This window comes from Shimia litoralis (assembly GCF_005518135.1).
Taxonomy (GTDB): Bacteria; Pseudomonadota; Alphaproteobacteria; order Rhodobacterales; family Rhodobacteraceae; genus Shimia_E; species Shimia_E litoralis.
Genome location: NZ_SULI01000013.1, coordinates 1 through 18,239 on the forward strand (window position 1 = coordinate 1; position 18,239 = coordinate 18,239).

An 18,239-nucleotide genomic window follows, 5' to 3' on the forward strand; every position below is an offset into this window, starting at 1 on the left:
TGAACATAAACCAGATGCATCTTAGCCAAGCCGCAAACCTGTCCTAAAAAGCAGGACCACTTCACCCTTCCATCAAGGCTGGGCTGTCAGAAAGCCCCAGCTTTTTCATGAGGAAGTTCTCTTTGACTGTTTCAAGTTCGCTCTCTTGAGAGGACGCAACCGTGGATGCATCATCATTGTAGATTGCAGGGCCACATCCGATGGTGACTTTGGTGAGCAAATCCATATCCGGATCCATACCGCATTTGTTGCGCAGGTCATCCGCATATTTGGCGATCAAATCATCGCGTTTACCCATTTTCATTCTCCCCTTAGACAATTCAATTTCAGAATTCAGTGCGCGCATGTTTTGCGGCTGTTCATAGGTTAGACAATCAATCTTCTATCACAAAGGGAAAAAGGCGTATCCCTTCCCCCTTTGGCCAACTCATGCACCACACACGCGAAAACTCAGATCCGAGCAGATGTCCAATTCCAAATGTAGACCTTGCTCAAGCGGCCAAAATTAATTGGTTTTTGGTCTCAATTTGGCCCCATGGCACTGGCAAACAGATGGCCTATTTTTGCAGTAAAAAATTTATTGAGTTCCAAGATGTCAAAAAAGCAATCCGATTTCCAAGAGCGTCTACAGCGCATTCAAAAACAAGTTGGCGAAACACCTGAACCACCCCAGTTCGAACGCGCCACACCACCCAAACGGCAAAACACAGGTTGGCTCATCAACGTCATCATCGGAATTTTGGCGACGTTGTTTATCACCATGTCTCTGTACGCGTTCTTTATGTTCAAAAACCTTAAAGTGGTGTCTGCGATGGCCCAGCAGGAAACATACAGCGCCCTGCACGATCAGGACCTGCCGGAACCCACCGGCAGTTTTCTTCAAAGGCTCTTCTTTGGGAATACGTTGGGGGTAACCTCGGATCCACGACAAACACCAATGATCTTCATGCCAAAACCGCCCAAGGGCTGGATACGTATCACCGCCCTGGACGCCCAACGCCCGAATCTTCTTGCAACACTCAAGGCCCAATGGCCGAAACATTACGATGGCAAGACAATCGAGCTCAAAGACCACACTGCATATCGCAGGCTGACCCAATTCATTCGCAGATCAGAAACTCCTGATCTGGAGCAACGTGTGCTGTCCAACAAGCGTGCACATGCTGTGTATCTGCATCCCGATAACAGTTATCTTGTGGCGGAACTGGCCTTTCTTGGGGCGCCATCCGCCTTGGGGACAAAAAAGTCGCCAGATACATGGGTCGAAGCACTGATTCCTGTCGAAAACAAAAAGCTTCAATCCAAGGAAATATTGGAAAAGAACCGCTTGGGCGGCATACCGATCCTTAACCGCACAAGACCCGTTGGCACAAGCGCACGGACTCAGCCTATTGGTCAGGCCCTAAGTCACCGCGTTCTCATGAAAATTTCCGCCCCGCTCAGCCCCAGAACCGTCATGCGCATCGAAGGATTCGCCCCACCGTTGGCCGTTGCTTCGATGCTGCGCAATATGGATCGCAAGGCGATACTGGCGCGGCACAGATAGCGCCGGACACAAAAACGCCGCCAAAGGAATACCTTGGCGGCGTCTCTTAGATCGTTCGTACGACTTAGTAGCGATAGTGCTCGGGCTTGAACGGGCCGTCGGTGCTCACGCCAATATAGTCAGCTTGTTCTTTCGACAGCTTGCTCAGCTTTACACCAATACGGCCAAGGTGCAGACGCGCCACTTTTTCGTCCAGATGCTTGGGCAGAATATACACTTCATTTTTATATTCGTCGCCACGCAGCCAAAGTTCGATTTGCGCCAGAACCTGATTGGTAAAACTTGCCGACATCACGAATGACGGGTGGCCAGTCGCGTTACCAAGGTTCAACAAGCGCCCTTCGGACAACAGGATCATGCGATTGCCAGAAGGCATTTCGATCATGTCCACTTGTTCTTTGATGTTTGTCCACTTGTGATTCTTCAGGCTTGCGACCTGAATTTCATTGTCAAAGTGACCGATGTTGCCAACGATCGCCATGTCTTTCATCTCGCGCATGTGTTCGATGCGGATCACGTCTTTGTTGCCCGTCGTGGTGATAAAGACATCCGCGGATGCAACTTCGTCTTCCAAAGTGGTCACTTCGAACCCGTCCATTGCTGCCTGAAGGGCGCAAATCGGGTCAACTTCAGTCACTTTGACACGCGCACCTGCACCTGCGAGAGACGCAGCAGAGCCTTTGCCGACATCGCCATAACCGCAAACAACGGCGACTTTACCAGCCATCATCGTGTCAGTGGCGCGACGAATGCCGTCGACCAGAGACTCTTTACAGCCATACTTGTTGTCAAACTTGGATTTGGTGACCGAGTCATTCACGTTAATGGCCGGGAAAGGTAGCTGGCCGTTTTTGTGAAGTTCATACAAGCGATGCACGCCTGTGGTGGTTTCCTCGGACACGCCTTGGATGGCTTCGCGTGTTTTTGTGAACCAACCGGGTGTTTCCGCCATACGTTTTTTGATTTGGGCAAAAACAGCGATCTCTTCTTCTGAGGTCGGTGTTTCGATCAGATCAGTTTCGCCAGCCTCGACCCGCGCGCCAAGCAGAACGTACAAAGTTGCGTCGCCGCCATCATCCAGAATCAGGTTCGCACCTTCGGGGAACATGAACGAACGATCCAGATAGTCCCAATGTTCGGTCAGGGTTTGGCCCTTAATCGCAAACACCGGCGTTCCACCAGCAGCAATCGCCGCAGCAGCGTGATCTTGGGTCGAGAAGATATTGCACGACGCCCAGCGCACGTCGGCACCCAGCTCGACCAATGTTTCGATCAGAACAGCCGTTTGAATGGTCATGTGCAAGGACCCGACAATGCGCGACCCCTTGAGGGGTTTGCTTTCGCCATATTCCGCACGCAGCGCCATCAGGCCCGGCATTTCGGTTTCAGCAATGTCCAGTTCTTTACGGCCAAAATCAGCCAGATTGATATCTTTTACAATGTAATCGGTCGCCATCGCGCCCTGCTCCTTACGCATTGAATTTGGGGATCAGATAACACTGACGGACGCTTTGAACAATGCCGGGCGGTTTCCTAAGCGAAACACAGCGTTTCTCAGTCAATTCACAGATGCATCCAATGTGCGTGACTTTCGCTTCCGTAACACGACAGAGCTTACCTTTGGCACCAATTCCGTGCAGAGTGACGACATCCTTTGTAAGCAATTTAGAGGCACCCCAGTGTCGCGATCCCCCATAAGGCACCGCAATGCCATCACATATTGCGTCGATCAAAACGTGTTGCCCTATGCACTGTACAGCGCGGAACAGGCCATTCTGTGCACGCCGAACCGGGATTTTGATGTCCTGATCTGTAGCCTCGACAGATTGGATATTCCGCAACACTTTGCTGACCTTGGTATCCGGTCTGTGCACATCGATTTGCAGTCCGAGATCGCAGCGGAGAACCTGCCGTTGGGATGGTTGCCCATCACCACCTATTTGCGGCTTTGGTTGCCAAGGTATTTTCACGCAACATACGACCGGATTCTGTATCTGGACGCAGATACGATGATCCAGACGGACCGCCTTTGCGCTCTATTCAAATGTGACCTAAACGACTGTGTCATTGCCAGCGCACGCGATGTTCAGCAATGGAAAAACCTGAACAAGCCCATCCATGATTATGAAAAACGGCAAATTCGGCACCAAAAATATCTAAACTCCGGCGTTCAACTCATAGATTGTGCACGGTACGTCGATGACAGGTGTTTGGAGCGCATGCTTGAGGCAAACCAGCGTGGCGAACACTTGCTGCAACATGATCAATCGCTTGTGAATCTTGTTCTGATGGACGAAATCGCCGAACTTCATCCCACATGGAACTGGCAATGGTCTTCAAACTACCCCCTGTTTTCCGTGTTTGCGCAGCCTCAAATCCTACACTTCTGCGGCTTTTCAAAACCGTGGGACACCAATACGGTTTACCCGCGCGCCTTATCGGTGTCTTTGTATCTTTTTCTGGCCCGCCATTTTCCAGATCAAGCGATATCACCACTTGAGCCAAGCGCCTATGACACCACATGGCGCGCCCGGATAACGGCCCTGATCCATCACGCGTTAGGCCTGCGTGCACTGCACAAATTGACCAAAAGATTTGAGACAGATTTGACGACCCTAAAATAGCATTCCAGCCTTCAGCGGGGACTTCTCTTAGCGTGTGCAAATGATATGATGCGCGCGCAACCACCCACCAAAACGAATTACGATTGGAATATGCATGACCCGCGCGTGGCAACGTATGCTGTCTGGACGACGACTTGATCTTCTCGACCCCACTCCGATGGATATAGAAATCGAAGACATCGCCCATGGGTTGGCATTTGTGGCGCGCTGGAACGGCCAAACCAAAGGCGATTTCGCCTATTCCGTGGCAGAGCATTCCGTGCTTGTCGAAACGTTGTTTGCGCGTCTAAACCCCAAAATTCCAGCAAAATGGCGTCTCGCAGCCCTTTTGCATGATGCGCCTGAATACGTGATTGGCGACATGATATCGCCAGTCAAGGCGGCCGTCGGCCCCAGCTATGGCGACCTTGACGATCGGCTTACGGCGGCAATTCACATTCGTTTTGGCCTGCCGGCTGTCACCCCTGTGCAAATCAAACGCCAAATCAAGAAGGCAGATCGGATCAGCGCGTGGATGGAGGCCATCGAGATCGCCGGATTTTCAGAGACCGAGGCGGATAAACTCTTTGGAAAACCCGACACATCTCTGATCAAGGGGCTTAGTATCCGATTGCGCCCGCCCGTCGAGGTGCGAGCAGATTTTACCGCCCGACATCACACGTTGATCGCAGAAATGGGGACGGCATGATGTCTGTACGCGCTGGCGCAACAGCAGATTTGCGCGAGGTCGCGGACCTCTTGAACGATATCATTCTTGCGGGTGGCACCTCCGCACTGACCACCCCGTTATCCGCTTCGGCGCTCGGGGATTGGCTGAATGCAAATCGCGATCGCTCCGCATGGCATGTGGCAACAGGACCGCAGGGAGACATCCTTGGCTTTCAATGGATCGGCCCTTGGGATCACTTGCCATCAAATGCATGCGATATCGGAACCTTCGTCAAGATAGGCCAGATCAAGCTTGGGATCGGATCAAGCCTGTTTGAGGCCACCTGCGACGCTGCGCTAGATTTGGGGTATGACTGGATCAATGCAAATATCCGCGCCGACAACTCGGGCGGGCTGGCGTATTACCAAAGCAGAGGGTTTCGCATTTGGGATCGACTTGAAGGCGTCGCCCTCTCGAACGGCCATATCGTAGACAAAATCCTTAAACGATATGACCTGAGAGACACATAGGTCCCCTATCTCGGAGATCTCTTCGCCAAAATTCTCTGCAGCGTTCTGCGATGCATGTTCAAGCGGCGCGCAGTTTCAGACACATTACGATCACATAACTCGTAAACCCGCTGAATATGTTCCCACCGAACCCGATCTGCCGACATAGGGTTTTCCGGCGGGGGCGGCAAAGCGTCTTCGGGGCTTAAGAGCGCGTTCATAATATCTGCGGCATCTGCTGGCTTTGACAGGTAATCCGTCGCGCCAATCTTGACCGCGGCAACCGCCGTTGCAATTGCACCGTAGCCAGTCAAAACAATGACACGGCAATCTTCACGTCGCTCGCGCAATACTTCGACGACGTCCAGTCCATTTCCATCTTCAAGGCGTAAATCAACAACGGCATAAGCCGGTGGTCTGGCGGTCGCGATAGCCTTACCTGCGGCAACGGATCCTGCTGTCTCGACCTCGAAGCCTCGCTTTTCCATAGCCTTGGCAAGTCGTCTCAGGAAAGGCTCGTCGTCATCCACCAATAATAGCGATTTGTCGGGCCCGATGTTGCGCAGGTTATTTTCTGCCATCCGCTGCTGTCCTCCAGAGAATTTCTACAAGTATTAGCTTGGTAATTCAGGAGGGTCAAACGATGTGCCGAAATTACATGTTATTGACAAAACAGCCAATTCGGTCCGCCATCTGCTCTGGTGTCACATCTCGCTTGAAATATTCCACAAATCCCTGCTCGGGCATGACCAGATACGTAAAGGTCGAATGGTCCACCAAATAGTACTCTTCATCATCGCTTTCCTGCTTTTTATAGTAGGTGCGGTACGCTTGCGAGGCGGCTTTAACTTGCTCTGCGGATCCGGTCAGGCCCAGCATCCGTGGATGTAGATAATCGGTAAACTCCGCCATGACTTCGGGCGTGTCCCGGTTTGGGTCAATGGAAATGAACACGGGCTGAACGATCTGACCGCGGCTCTCGAGCAATTCGATGGCCTCTGCATTGCGCGAGTTGTCCAACGGGCACACATCAGGACAGAACGTATAGCCGAAATATAGCAACGATGGCTCGGTGATGACGTCTTTGTCTGTGACTGTCTCTCCGGTTTCGCTGACCAAGGTGAATGGCCCACCAATCGCTGACGTGCCGCCTGCGACTTGGCCTTGTCGGCATTGTGCAAACTGATCATCGCCAGCGGCATCTTTGGACATATACCACATGCCACCCAACAGGGCGATTACGGCGACCACCGCGATTACTGCAAAATTTCGGACCATGATGACCCCTTCACCCAAAGCTGTATTGATTGATCTGTGGCAGACTCCTAACAATTGTTCAGAAACACACAAGTCACAAAGGCGCTATTATGACGGATTTCTCTTCCGAGTTGATATCTGGCGAACGTCGAAGCAACTGGATTCGGCTGCGCACAATTATTGTTGTGCGTTGGGTTGCCGTCATTGGGCAAATCACCGCCCTGATCGTCGCACAGAGCATATTCGAGCTCGAACTGGAATATGGCCTTTGCTATTTGGCCGTCGGCATCTCGGTGATTGGCAATTTGATCGCCATGTTTGTGTTTCCAGAAAACAAACTGCTGTCCGAGTCGGAAAACTCGCTGATGATCTTGTTTGACCTCTTACAGTTATGTTTTTTGCTGTTTTTGACAGGTGGTCTTCATAATCCGTTCGCGATTCTCGTTGTTGGGCCGATCACCATTTCTGCATCGGTCCTGTCAGCAAGATCCACAGCATCCTTGGCGGCAGTTGCCATCGTATTGGTGACACTCATGCTCGAGTTTCACATGCCCCTACGCACCGAGCAGCGGTTCGTATTGCGTATCCCAGATGTGTTCTTGTACGGCACTTGGGTGGCCATTGTGATCGCAATCGTGTTCTCGTCAGCCTACTCTCGGCGCGTGGTATCGGAAATGGCATCGATGTCAGAGGCCCTAACCGCGACACAAATGGCCCTAGCCCGCGAACAAAAGCTCACCGATTTGGGAGGCGTTATTGCAGCGGCAGCCCATGAACTCGGAACTCCTCTTGCGACGATCAAGCTTACCAGCGCGGAGCTCATGGACGAACTGGATGATCGTCCAGAATTGTTCGAAGACGCTGCACTTATTCGGGAACAGGCCGACAGATGCCGTGAAATTCTTCGGTCAATGGGGCGCGCAGGAAAAGATGACCTGCATTTGCGTAGAGCACCGCTCCTGACGGTGGTCGAAGAAGCGGCAGAACCACATTTGGATCGCGGAAAGATCATTCACTTTGAAAGAGCTCCAGACCACTTCCCTACAGAGAGTGTGCCGGCGATTCAGCGACGGCCGGAAATCATTCATGGGTTACGCAACCTGATTCAAAACGCTGTCGATTTTGCGCAGGAAAACGTCTGGGTCGAGTCCTCGTGGACGGACACGCGGATCACACTACGAATCATGGATGACGGTAAAGGATATCCCCCTCACTTGATTGGTCGGATCGGTGATCCTTTCGTACGCAAGCGCAAGAGCGAGAGAGACCGCAAACAACGCCCTGGGTATGAAGGTATGGGGCTGGGGCTATTTATTGCGAAGACCCTGCTTGAACGCACCGGCGCCGAGCTTAGCTTTGCGAATGGGTCGCTCAGCAAATCTGGAGATCAAACTACGCCATCGCCGAAAGGTGCAATTGTCGAGGTCGTCTGGCCAAGAGAGCTGCTCTCACCACTTAAGGAAGAAAAGAACCCACTGGGTGAAAACCCTGTAATTCTAGGGTGAAATCGTCACCATCAAGGGGGCTTTCCTTCAAAGTTAACCACCTATTAACCCAAGTTGGCTGATAGTATTTGACGCTCGAATTCTTGATTGGTTGCCAGAATGGACATCACACCGCTTAGCATCATCCTAGTGACGCCTTTGTGTGTGGCTGTAATCACGGCAATTTTTTGGTTTGCGTTGAAACCAAGCCCCTCGAACAGTGCAGCCTTGGCCTTGACACACAAAAGTTTGGACGCCCATCGAAAAGTTTTCCTTTTTGAGAATGGCGTCCTAATCGATGCAAACCTCCACGCACTAAAGTACCTGAACCTCGCGAATATTGATGCTGTCGAATGGTCCGCTTTCGCGGCAACGCTTGCCCAGCGATTCCCCAGCTTTCCAACGTCGCAAGGTCATACAGGCCAAGACAAGCTCCATACACACGCAGCCCTTGATCCAGATGATGCCGCAATTGCTGTTCTCGAAGAGTGGGGGGATATTTGCCGTGTTTCTCTTCACATTCCCGCAGATACATCGCCCGCTCCCCAAACCGAAGACATGACCGCGAATAATCGCGCCGTAAGCGCTGTGCCCTACCCGATTTGGCATTCAGATCACACCGGAACAATCGTGTGGGCAAATGTGGCGTATCTGTCGCTGTGCGAAAAACTTGGCAAGCCATGGGACGGGGCGGATATACCGGATATTTTTGACCTTAAGTCAGAGGCACCCGACAACATAGCCGTCAGATGTGCGATCTCTGACCACACCAAGGACCACTGTTATTGGTATGATGTTACGACGGTCAATTCCGCGCAAACCCGAATGCACTATGCGACTGATGCCAATGCGATCGTCAACGCGGAAATTGCCCAGCGAAATTTCGTGCAGACGCTCACAAAAACATTTGCCCAGCTTTCGATCGGTCTTGCGATTTTTGATCGGAATCGGCAGTTGGCATTGTTCAATCCTGCGCTGATTGACCTCACATCCCTACAAGCAGAATTTTTGTCCGGACGCCCCAATCTTATGGCGTTCTTCGATCGCTTACGAGAAAATCGGATGATGCCAGAACCAAAGAATTATGCATCTTGGCGCGAACATCTTGCCGAACTTGTCGTCGCGGCCTCAGATGATCGATATTCCGAAACATGGACCCTCCCCTCGGGCGTAACATACCGCGTTTCAGGACGACCGCACCCCGATGGCGCCATAGCCTTCTTGTTCGAAGATATTAGCGCAGAAATATCACTGACTCGCCGCTTTCGAGCCGAACTCGAATTGGGTCAGTCGGTGTTGGATGCTTTGGATCGGGCTGTGGCAGTATTTTCACCTGCAGGATCATTGATTTTTTGTAGTTTGGCATACCAAGAACTCTGGCGTTCTGACCCCGAGACAACATTTGCCGAGTACACCCTGCGAGACGCAATCCAACACTGGCGGCAAATGTGCGCCGAGACGCAAGCGTGGGGCGATATCAGACAAAATATCCTCGACCTAAACGCCCGAACCCCCATTATCCGGCACGTTTCGCTTACAGACGGAACCCCTGTGGATGTACGCGTACTGCCTCTGAACGGCGGTGCGACAGTCGTCATTTTTGACACTCAGACGGCCGACACACGGACCCTAGCTCAGCCCCCGCTTCAGCTTGAGGAAAATATCGCAGATTGAGGCGATGCCGCTTGCAGGCAGATGCTGGCATAGTAATCTGCGGCCATGTCTGGCGGAACCTTTCAAATTCATCTTACATCTGCGGATGCTACGGCCGCTCTCGCAACACTGATGGCCAAATCACTGGGCGCAGGTGATGTCCTTTTGCTTGCAGGTGACATCGGCGCCGGCAAAACCCATTTTGCGCGCGCCCTCATTCAGTCGTTGCTTCAAGAGCCAGAAGACGTCCCATCCCCCACATTCACTCTTGTGCAAACCTATGAAACTAACGCTTTTGATATCTGGCATGCGGATTTATATCGTTTGACCGCACCGGACGAAGTTGTGGAGCTCGGGCTGCTGGATGCCTTTGAAGATGCGCTGTGCCTGATTGAGTGGCCCGATAGATTGGCCGAATTGGCGCCAGAGAATGCACTTGGGTTGTCCTTTGAACTGGGGTCCAGTGAAGAGACCAGAAAACTGACGGTAAGCTGGGCTGACGATCGCTGGCTCCCACTTATAGAAAGTCTTAGAAATGTCTGAACGTGACGTGCGACTCACGCAATTTCTTGAGGCCTCCGGCTGGGCCGATGCGGCGCGTGCTCCTATCGCTGGGGACGCTTCAAATAGACGCTACGAGCGACTGCGCAAGCCGGATAATTCCGTCGCGATCTTGATGGATTCTCCGGCTGACAAAGGCGAGGATGTCCGGCCCTTTTTACGAGTTGCTCAACATTTATCTCAACTTGGCCTATCTGCCCCCCAAATACTGAGCCAAGACGCCGAAAATGGCTTTTTGCTCCTCGAAGATTTGGGCGACGATTTATTCGCAAGAGTCATTCCCAAACACCCCGAACAAGAGCATATGCTCTATACTGCGGCAACCGATGTGCTCACCGAGTTGCATCAACATCCGGCCCCGTCTGACCTTGTGGCGTATTCTCCCAAAATCATGACCGAAATGGCCGCCCTATCGTATCGTTGGTATCGGCGCGGGTGTGATCTTGCGTATGAGGAACTGGCCGAGACGTTTGAAGCGGCATTTTTGCCGATTTTGCAAGAATATGCGTCTGATGCAGATGTCTTGATCCAAAGAGATTATCATGCGGAGAACCTTCTTTGGTTGCCGTCACGGACAGGTGCTGCGCGTGTCGGATTGCTTGATTTTCAAGATGCGATGGCAGGTCATAGGGCGTATGATCTGGTGTCTGTGTTGCAAGACGCGCGGCGCGACGTCCCGCAAAACGTCGAAAATGACATGATCGATTACTATGTCTCGCGAACTGGTCAAGATCGAGCCCAGTTTCTAGCCGCCTATCACGTCTTGGGCGTCCAACGAAACCTACGCATTCTCGGAGTATTTGCGCGACTCTGTATGGTTTCGGGGAAACCGCATTATGTCGACTTTATCCCGCGTGTCTGGGAATTCATTCTAAGAAACCTGTCCCATCCAGCGCTCGCACCGGTCTCAGACATCATTCTGAAAGATATGCCCACACCGACTGACGCAATACTGGCAAGGCTAAAAGAAAAATGTGCGACAATCCCACAGCTGTGATGTTATTTGCGGCCGGGTTTGGCACGCGAATGGGGGCTTTGACAGCCACACAACCCAAACCCCTTGTCCAGGTTGCTGGCACAGCGCTTATTGATCACACCTTGTCGTGGGTCCGCCAAGCGCACATCGAAAAAATAGTGGTCAATACACACTATCGGTCGGCACAAATGGCCGACCATTTGGCCGGCAGCGATGCTCTGATCTCGCACGAAAGCCCGGACATCCTTGAAACAGGGGGTGGATTGCGCGCTGCCTTGCCTTTGCTAGGCGGCGGGCCTGTCTTTACCAGCAACACAGATGCCATTTGGAAAGGTCCAAACCCGTTTGAAACGCTCTTAGATGCATGGAACCCCGACATTATGGATGCTCTATTGCTCTGTGTGCCGCCCGAAAGTGCACTGGGCCACAAGGGACACGGTGACTTTCTGATCGGTGACGACGGGCGGCTGACGCGCGGTCCGGATGTGGTATTCGGGGGCGTCCAAATCATCAAAACAAGCGGACTTGCAACAATCCCCCATAAGGCGTTCTCACTGAATGAGCTATGGAACATGCTCCAGCCCAAAGGGAAACTATTTGGGGTCGCTTATTCGGGGCAATGGTGTGATGTCGGGTCACCGCAAGGGATAGAAGTGGCAGAAACGCTTTTGGACAAAAACGATGTTTGACCCAACTGATAAGCCGCGCATTTTTGGTATTGCACCGGGTGCAGACTTTCCTGCGATGCTTGTCCAAGGACTCCGCGCGCGCTTTGCCCACCGACCACCGGAAGATCTGGCGCGCGTTCAGTTGATCGTGAACACGCACCGAATGGAGCGGCGCATTCGCATACTGTTCGATCAAGGCCCAGCCTGCTTGTTGCCGCGCATCGAACTTTTGACCGATTTTGGCCGCGCTGCGACCAACTCCGATATTCCAGCAGCGGTATCCCCATTACGGCGCCGATTTGAGCTTATTCAACTCATCTCGAACCTTTTGCGTGCTCAACCTGACCTTGCCGCACGCGCATCCCTATATGATCTCGCCGACAGTCTTGCCGGACTGATGGACGAAATGAACGGCGAAGGCGTATCGCCCGACACCATCGACGCGTTGGACGTGTCGGATCAATCCGGGCATTGGGAACGCGCCAAATCGTTCTTTGCGATTGCGCGGCATTTTCTCGACAATGTCGACACGGCACCTGACACCGAGTCCCGGCAGCGGTTGATCGTGGAACAACGCATTCAAAGATGGGTCGAATGCCCCCCCNCAGGCGATTTCAAAGTTACCACAGGGGGCTGTGGTGTTACCTGGATATGATTTCGACATGCCCGACCATGTCTGGGGTGCCCTAACAGAAGCCTTACATAGCGAAGATCATCCACAATTCCGCTTTCGCAAGCTATTGGATGGCGTGCAGGCAGTGCCAAGCGACGTCACTCAATGGCATGCTGACGCGGTACCTTCTGCCGCAAGAAATCGTCTGGTGTCTCTGGCGCTTCGCCCAGCGCCGGTCACGGATCAATGGCTCAGCGAAGGGCCCGCTCTGACTGATATTCCACAGTGCACCCAAGATATCACACTGCTTCAGGCCACGTCGCTGCGCGAAGAGGCATTGGCGATCTCAATGCGGTTGCGCCAAGCGGCCCATGACGGCCAGACCGCCGCCCTTATTTCGCCTGACCGAATGCTGACACGACAGGTCACCGCGTCATTGGACAGATGGGGGATCACACCCGACGATAGCGCGGGAATTCCACTCCAACTCACACCTCCGGGCCGATTTTTGCGACACGTATCGGCTCTGTTTCAGCGGAAATTGACATCCGAGGCTCTGCTGACGCTGCTCAAGCATCCACTGTGCCACAGCGGTCACGATCGCAACGAGCACCTGCTACATACACGGGACCTAGAACTTGCGATCCGCAAAGCAGGTGTGACTTATCCCGACACAGAGTTCCTTTTGGCATGGGCATCAGCGCACAAGTCAGATTTAGACGATTGGATTTCGTGGGTCGTTCGCAACCTTTGCGATCAGGAATTGGGCGGTGAGCACGCGTTCTCCGAACGCCTTGAGGCACATATCACCCTGTCAGAAACACTGGCCCATGGTGCGCCGGACGGTTCCGGTGGTTTGTGGGACGAAGCCGCAGGTCGCGAAGCCGCCAAACTCATCCAAACCCTGCGAGACTCAGCCGAATATGCTGGCCCAATTGGACCAACTGATTATTCCGATCTGTTCGGCGCTGTATTAGGGCGGGGCGAGGTACGAGACCGGGACAAAGGTCATCCTCATATCCTGATTTGGGGGACGCTCGAAGCTCGTGTCCAAGGCGCTGATCTGGTGATATTGGGTGGGCTGAACGAAGGCAGTTGGCCGGAAGCCCCAAGCCCCGATCCATGGCTTAATCGTAAAATGCGCCACGACGCCGGATTGCTCTTGCCTGAACGCCGGATCGGACTGGCCGCGCATGACTTCCAGCAAGCCATCGGTGCACCAGAGGTCTGGCTTTCTCGGTCTATCAGGTCAGACGAGGCCCAAACCGTTCCGTCACGTTGGGTCAACCGCCTGACCAATTTGCTGAGTGGGTTGCCCGATCAAGGGGGCGTTGCCGCCCTAGAGGCCATGACACGACGCGGTGACCACTGGTTGTCATTGGTCCGCGCCCTCGAGCACGCGCCAAGCATCACACCCGCCCATCGACCATCGCCACGCCCGCCCAAAAGCGCGCGCCTGACACAGCTGTCCGTCACCGAAATCAAACGGCTTATTCGGGATCCCTATGCCATCTATGCGCGGCACGTTCTTAAGCTTCGCCCGCTTGATCCGTTGATGAAGACCCCTGATGCGCTCTTGCGCGGGATCGTCGTGCACGATGTTCTGGAACAGTTCGTCAAGGATGCCTCGGCTGACCCCGCGCTGCTGACCCGCACACATCTGACGTCCATTGCGGAAACTGTTTTGGCCCAAAAGGTTCCATGGCCGACAGCCCGCGCACTGTGGAGTGCGCGCCTTGATCGCGTTGCGGACTACTTCATAGACACGGAAACAGCACGGCGGAACATCGGCAAGCCCATCGCGTATGAACGATCTGCTCAGCTAGGTATTGCCGATTTGGGGTTCACTCTGGTTGCCAAAGCGGACCGGATTGATCGCACCAAATTCGGTGATCTTGTGATCTATGACTATAAAACCGGCACCCCGCCCAGCAAAGACGAGCAGACCCACTTTGATAAACAGCTATTGCTAGAAGCCGCGATGGCGGAACAGGGCGGGTTTCGCGATATTGACCCTGCGGATGTCGCCGCGGCGATATATCTGGGACTGGGCCCAAAGCCAAAAGAGGTCGCCGCCCCGCTTGAAGATACGCCAGCCACGCAAATTTGGTCAGAATTTTCTGAACTGATCGCGTATTACGCGGACGTCACCCATGGGTTTACCGCCCGCCGCGCCATGCAAAGCGACCGCGACGAAGGCCAGTATGACCAGCTTGCCAGATTTGGCGAATGGGACGCGACGGATACCCCCAACCCCGAGGATCTGTCATGAATCCCATGAACGACGCGACAGAACGACAAGTTCAGGCGGCACGACCGCTCGAGTCGACTTGGCTTTCGGCAAATGCAGGATCAGGGAAAACACGTGTTTTGACCGACCGCGTGGCGCGCCTGTTGCTCAAGGGCGTGTTACCTCAACATATTTTGTGCCTCACATATACCAAGGCTGCCGCAAGCGAGATGCAGAACCGCCTGTTTGAACGGCTCGGCGCTTGGGCAATGAAATCCGATGCCGACCTATGCAAGGAACTCGCAACTCTGGGGGTTTCCGGCCCTTATGAACAAGACATCTTGCGCGATGCACGCACGTTGTTTGCTCGCGCCATCGAAACGCCCGGTGGCCTCAAAATACAAACCATCCACTCGTTTTGCTCATCAATCCTACGGCGGTTTCCATTAGAGGCGGGCGTGTCACCGATGTTTGCCGAAATGGAAGAGCGCGCGGCAACGCTGTTGCGCGAGGACGTGCTGGATTCTATGGCGGAGGACACCGCCCCAGAGGACCAAGACGCCGCATTGGTGCGTGCGATGGCAAGCGCATTTACGGGCGAGAGTTTGGATACGCTCTGCCGAGAAATCATTGGGCATCGTATGTCCTTTGAGCAGATCACAGATGTGGCCGATATCTTGGGCATTCTGGATCAACCCGTGACCATGAGCGAAGCAGCGCTTGAAGAACGGGTGTTTCTGGGGAATGAGCGCGACACAATCACGGCGCTTATCGAGGCCCTGCGCCACGGTGGCGTGAATGACAAAAAGGCGGCGACCAAGCTTGATGCAATCGCCGCGCTAAATTTTGCGGCCCTGCCAGCGCTGGAAGACGTATTTCTGACCAAAGGCGGCAAAGCGCCCTTTACTGCCAAGTTGGGCACGTTTCCAACCAAGGCCGTACAATCAAAACATGTCGCCTTGATGCCACACGTCGAGGCGCTGATGAAACGTGTCGAAGATGCGCGCCAAACGCGGCTCTCGATCATGACAGCACGCCGATCCGCCACGCTTTCGGCATTTGGGCATCGGTTTTTGCAACGATACGAGCAGGAAAAGCAGCGCCGCGGCTGGTTGGATTTTGACGATCTGATTTTGCGCGCGCGCAACTTATTGAATGACCGCGCTGTTGCGGAATGGGTGCTGTTTCGACTGGACGGTGGCATTGACCATATTTTGGTGGACGAGGCCCAAGATACCAGCCCCGTACAATGGCAGGTCATTGAACGCCTTGCCCAAGAATTCACCAGCGGCAGTGGAGCCCGACAAGATCAAGAACGCACGATTTTTGTCGTCGGAGACAAAAAGCAATCTATCTATAGTTTTCAGGGGGCCGACCCCGCCGAATTCGATCGCATGCAGGAAGAATTTGCCGTGCGCCTTGCTCCTGCCGGAAAGCCACTAAATAGACTTGGGTTAGAGTATTCTTTTCGGTCCTCCGCTGCCATTTTGCGGTTGGTTGACGAGTGCTTTGCGCACACCACTGGGTCAAGTTTCCCGCAAGACATGAAGCACCGCGCCTTTCACAACGACATGCCGGGTCGTGTGGATATTTGGCCCGTCGTCGAAGCGACTCCAAAACCGGAAAAGGGCGTTTGGTACAAGCCCGTCGACCGTTTGGGCGAGACCCACCATACCGTCGTGCTGGCCAATCAGGTTGCTGAATCGATCAAACAGATGATCGACACAAAACAAACGATCCCGGACAAAATCGGCGATGACGGCGTCTATTCACAGCGGCCCGTTCAAGCGGGTGATATCCTGATTTTGGTTCAGCGCCGCTCCGATCTGTTCCACGAAATCATTCGTGCGTGTAAGAGCAAAGAGTTGCCCATCGCAGGTGCAGATCGCTTGAAGGTCGGTGCCGAATTGGCGGTACGTGATTTGGCGGCGCTTTTGGCATTTCTCGCCACGCCAGAAGACAGCCTTTCTCTTGCGACAGCGCTAAAGTCACCATTGTTTGGCTGGAGCGAACAAGAATTGTACGATTTGGCCCACAAGCGTAAGGCAAAGTTTTTGTGGCAAGCCCTCAGAGAGCGTCACGACGACTTTCCCAACACACTGGCAATTCTGGACGATCTGCGTCGCACATCCGATTTCCTACGACCCTACGATTTGATCGAACGCATCCTCATTCGCCACAAGGGCCGTCATGAGTTGCTTGCCCGGTTAGGCGTCGAAGCCGAAGACGGCATCAATGCCTTGCTCTCTCAGGCGTTGGCTTATGAGCGCAGCAATGTTCCATCCTTGACCGGATTTCTTGTCTGGATGGATGCGGACGCACTGGAGATCAAACGCCAGATGGACAGCGCGGGCAATCGCATTCGCGTGATGACCGTGCACGGATCCAAGGGGCTCGAGGCACCCGTTGTTTTTCTGCCCGATACAGGCAAGCGCATCCTCCGCAACGACGCCCAGATCATTGACCACAAGGGCACAGCGCTTTGGAGTATTTCGGCAGACTCTGCGCCGGATGCCATTGTACAGGCGCGTCAATCCAAAGCCGACGCCCTGCTGAGCGAGCGCTTGCGCCTGTTATATGTGGCAATGACCCGCGCCGAAAAATGGCTTATTGTGACGGCAGCTGGTGATTTGGGCAAAGACGGCCAGACATGGTACGAATTCATCCAGCGCGGCATGCAGGCACTTGGCGCGCAAGAACAGATGTTTGAAGGGGGCACCGGTCTTCGGTATGCGCACGGTGACTGGTCCGGCCCTACAGTCGAACAAGAACAGATACAGGCCGCCCCGCTTGCAGATCTGCCCGAGCATTTTTCAAGGAATGCAGAAGATGTTGAGCACCCGCCTGTTGCCGTGTCTCCGTCTGATCTGGGTGGCGCCAAGGCACTGCCCGGTGATGCAGGGCTAGACGAAGAGGCCGCAATGGCACGTGGCACTTGGATACATCTCTTGCTAGAGCATCTGCCAAAGCACCCGCCGTCTCAATGGCCCTCGATGTCTGAAAACCTTTTGCTTGGGTTGTCAGATCCACCAAACGCATCCCATATCCCAGAGCTTGCACACGAGGCGGCTCAAGTTTTGCAATCGCCTGATCTGGCTTGGGTGTTCGCAGACACAACCTTGGCAGAGGTTCCCATCACTGCCGAACTGGGCACTGCGCGCCTGCATGGCATCATTGACCGCCTGATCGTGACGCCTGATGCAGTTACGGCCATTGATTTCAAAACAAACGCCACAGTGCCGAAAACCGAAGCCCACGTGCCCGAAGGTATTTTGCGGCAGATGGGCGCATACAGCCATGCGCTGAAACAGATTTACCCAAACCATACCGTCAAAACAGCCATCCTATGGACCAAAACAGCCCAGATTATGCCCCTGTCGCACGAATGCGTGACACAGGCGCTGCAATCCACGCCCCACCTTGACGCTCCGGCGTCGCATACATAGGTTCTGCTCAAGCAAATTCCATT

13 protein-coding genes and 2 pseudogenes are annotated in these 18,239 nt (G+C 53.7%); 11 read left to right on the forward strand and 4 right to left on the reverse strand.

Annotated features, from left to right (window positions below; all coding sequences use genetic code 11):
• Window positions 1-67: 67 nt before the first annotated feature.
• Window positions 68-298, reverse strand: a pseudogene (locus FAP39_RS11300) (DUF2853 family protein); the annotation flags it as partial.
• 294 nt (window positions 299-592) lie between these two features.
• On the opposite strand from FAP39_RS11300, the gene FAP39_RS11305 reads away from it, so the two are divergent.
• Window positions 593-1,546: a hypothetical protein gene (locus FAP39_RS11305; RefSeq protein WP_138016512.1), complete on the forward strand. Its 954-nt coding sequence runs from the start codon at window positions 593-595 to the stop codon at window positions 1,544-1,546.
• 64 nt (window positions 1,547-1,610) lie between these two features.
• Here the strand turns inward: FAP39_RS11305 and ahcY are convergent, their stop codons facing one another.
• A complete protein-coding gene (gene ahcY, locus FAP39_RS11310) occupies window positions 1,611-3,002 on the reverse strand; it encodes an adenosylhomocysteinase (protein WP_138016513.1) in 1,392 nt (463 codons plus the stop codon).
• 223 nt (window positions 3,003-3,225) lie between these two features.
• Here ahcY and FAP39_RS11315 point away from each other — a divergent pair, with 223 nt between their 5' ends.
• The 3 genes from FAP39_RS11315 (at window position 3,226) to FAP39_RS11325 (ending at window position 5,349) form a co-directional block, all read left to right on the forward strand.
• Window positions 3,226-4,170, forward strand: a complete 945-nt coding sequence (locus FAP39_RS11315) for a glycosyltransferase family 8 protein (protein WP_171006839.1) — start codon at window positions 3,226-3,228, stop codon at window positions 4,168-4,170.
• 94 nt (window positions 4,171-4,264) lie between these two features.
• Complete coding sequence (locus FAP39_RS11320; protein ID WP_138016515.1) at window positions 4,265-4,858, forward strand: HD domain-containing protein; 594 nt, start codon at window positions 4,265-4,267, stop codon at window positions 4,856-4,858.
• Complete coding sequence (locus tag FAP39_RS11325; protein ID WP_138016516.1) at window positions 4,855-5,349, forward strand: GNAT family N-acetyltransferase; 495 nt, start codon at window positions 4,855-4,857, stop codon at window positions 5,347-5,349. The genes FAP39_RS11320 and FAP39_RS11325 overlap by 4 nt, the downstream gene beginning before the upstream one ends.
• A 5-nt stretch (window positions 5,350-5,354) precedes the next feature.
• On the opposite strand, the gene FAP39_RS11330 is transcribed toward FAP39_RS11325, so the two are convergent.
• Together FAP39_RS11330 and FAP39_RS11335 are read right to left on the reverse strand one after the other, a co-directional pair.
• Window positions 5,355-5,909, reverse strand: a complete 555-nt coding sequence (locus tag FAP39_RS11330) for an ActR/PrrA/RegA family redox response regulator transcription factor (protein ID WP_138016517.1) — start codon at window positions 5,907-5,909, stop codon at window positions 5,355-5,357.
• A gap of 73 nt (window positions 5,910-5,982) precedes the next feature.
• Window positions 5,983-6,606 (reverse strand): SCO family protein, encoded by a 624-nt coding sequence (locus FAP39_RS11335; protein WP_138016518.1) that lies wholly within the window; start codon window positions 6,604-6,606, stop codon window positions 5,983-5,985.
• An 89-nt stretch (window positions 6,607-6,695) separates the two neighbouring features.
• Here FAP39_RS11335 and regB point away from each other — a divergent pair, with 89 nt between their 5' ends.
• From regB to addA, 7 genes and pseudogenes are all read left to right on the forward strand, one after another.
• Window positions 6,696-8,090: a sensor histidine kinase RegB gene (regB, locus tag FAP39_RS11340; protein ID WP_138016519.1), complete on the forward strand. Its 1,395-nt coding sequence runs from the start codon at window positions 6,696-6,698 to the stop codon at window positions 8,088-8,090.
• 213 nt (window positions 8,091-8,303) lie between these two features.
• Window positions 8,304-9,743 carry a PAS-domain containing protein gene (locus FAP39_RS11345; protein ID WP_171006840.1) on the forward strand — a complete coding sequence of 480 codons (1,440 nt, stop codon included), beginning with the start codon at window positions 8,304-8,306 and terminating at the stop codon, window positions 9,741-9,743.
• A gap of 45 nt (window positions 9,744-9,788) precedes the next feature.
• Window positions 9,789-10,265: a tRNA (adenosine(37)-N6)-threonylcarbamoyltransferase complex ATPase subunit type 1 TsaE gene (gene tsaE / locus FAP39_RS11350; RefSeq protein ID WP_138016521.1), complete on the forward strand. Its 477-nt coding sequence runs from the start codon at window positions 9,789-9,791 to the stop codon at window positions 10,263-10,265.
• Window positions 10,258-11,280, forward strand: a complete 1,023-nt coding sequence (locus tag FAP39_RS11355) for an aminoglycoside phosphotransferase family protein (RefSeq protein WP_138016522.1) — start codon at window positions 10,258-10,260, stop codon at window positions 11,278-11,280. Before tsaE ends, FAP39_RS11355 begins: the two co-directional genes overlap by 8 nt.
• Window positions 11,256-11,948, forward strand: a complete 693-nt coding sequence (locus FAP39_RS11360; RefSeq protein WP_138016523.1) for a nucleotidyltransferase family protein — start codon at window positions 11,256-11,258, stop codon at window positions 11,946-11,948. Before FAP39_RS11355 ends, FAP39_RS11360 begins: the two co-directional genes overlap by 25 nt.
• Window positions 11,941-14,812, forward strand: a pseudogene (gene addB / locus FAP39_RS11365) (double-strand break repair protein AddB). Before FAP39_RS11360 ends, addB begins: the two are co-directional and overlap by 8 nt.
• Entirely contained in the window at window positions 14,809-18,216 is a 3,408-nt protein-coding gene (gene addA / locus FAP39_RS11370) for a double-strand break repair helicase AddA (protein WP_138016524.1), read from the forward strand. Before addB ends, addA begins: the two are co-directional and overlap by 4 nt.
• Window positions 18,217-18,239: the final 23 nt, after the last annotated feature.

Coding starts and splice junctions, on each gene's coding strand:
- regB (WP_138016519.1), top strand. CDS start 6,696: ATGACGGATTTCTCTTCCGAGTTGATATCTGGCGAACGTCGAAGCAAC.
- FAP39_RS11335 (WP_138016518.1), bottom strand. CDS start 6,606: ATGGTCCGAAATTTTGCAGTAATCGCGGTGGTCGCCGTAATCGCCCTG.
- FAP39_RS11360 (WP_138016523.1), top strand. CDS start 11,256: ATGTGCGACAATCCCACAGCTGTGATGTTATTTGCGGCCGGGTTTGGC.
- FAP39_RS11305 (WP_138016512.1), top strand. CDS start 593: ATGTCAAAAAAGCAATCCGATTTCCAAGAGCGTCTACAGCGCATTCAA.
- FAP39_RS11330 (WP_138016517.1), bottom strand. CDS start 5,909: ATGGCAGAAAATAACCTGCGCAACATCGGGCCCGACAAATCGCTATTA.
- addA (WP_138016524.1), top strand. CDS start 14,809: ATGAATCCCATGAACGACGCGACAGAACGACAAGTTCAGGCGGCACGA.
- FAP39_RS11325 (WP_138016516.1), top strand. CDS start 4,855: ATGATGTCTGTACGCGCTGGCGCAACAGCAGATTTGCGCGAGGTCGCG.
- FAP39_RS11320 (WP_138016515.1), top strand. CDS start 4,265: ATGACCCGCGCGTGGCAACGTATGCTGTCTGGACGACGACTTGATCTT.
- tsaE (WP_138016521.1), top strand. CDS start 9,789: ATGTCTGGCGGAACCTTTCAAATTCATCTTACATCTGCGGATGCTACG.
- ahcY (WP_138016513.1), bottom strand. CDS start 3,002: ATGGCGACCGATTACATTGTAAAAGATATCAATCTGGCTGATTTTGGC.
- FAP39_RS11355 (WP_138016522.1), top strand. CDS start 10,258: ATGTCTGAACGTGACGTGCGACTCACGCAATTTCTTGAGGCCTCCGGC.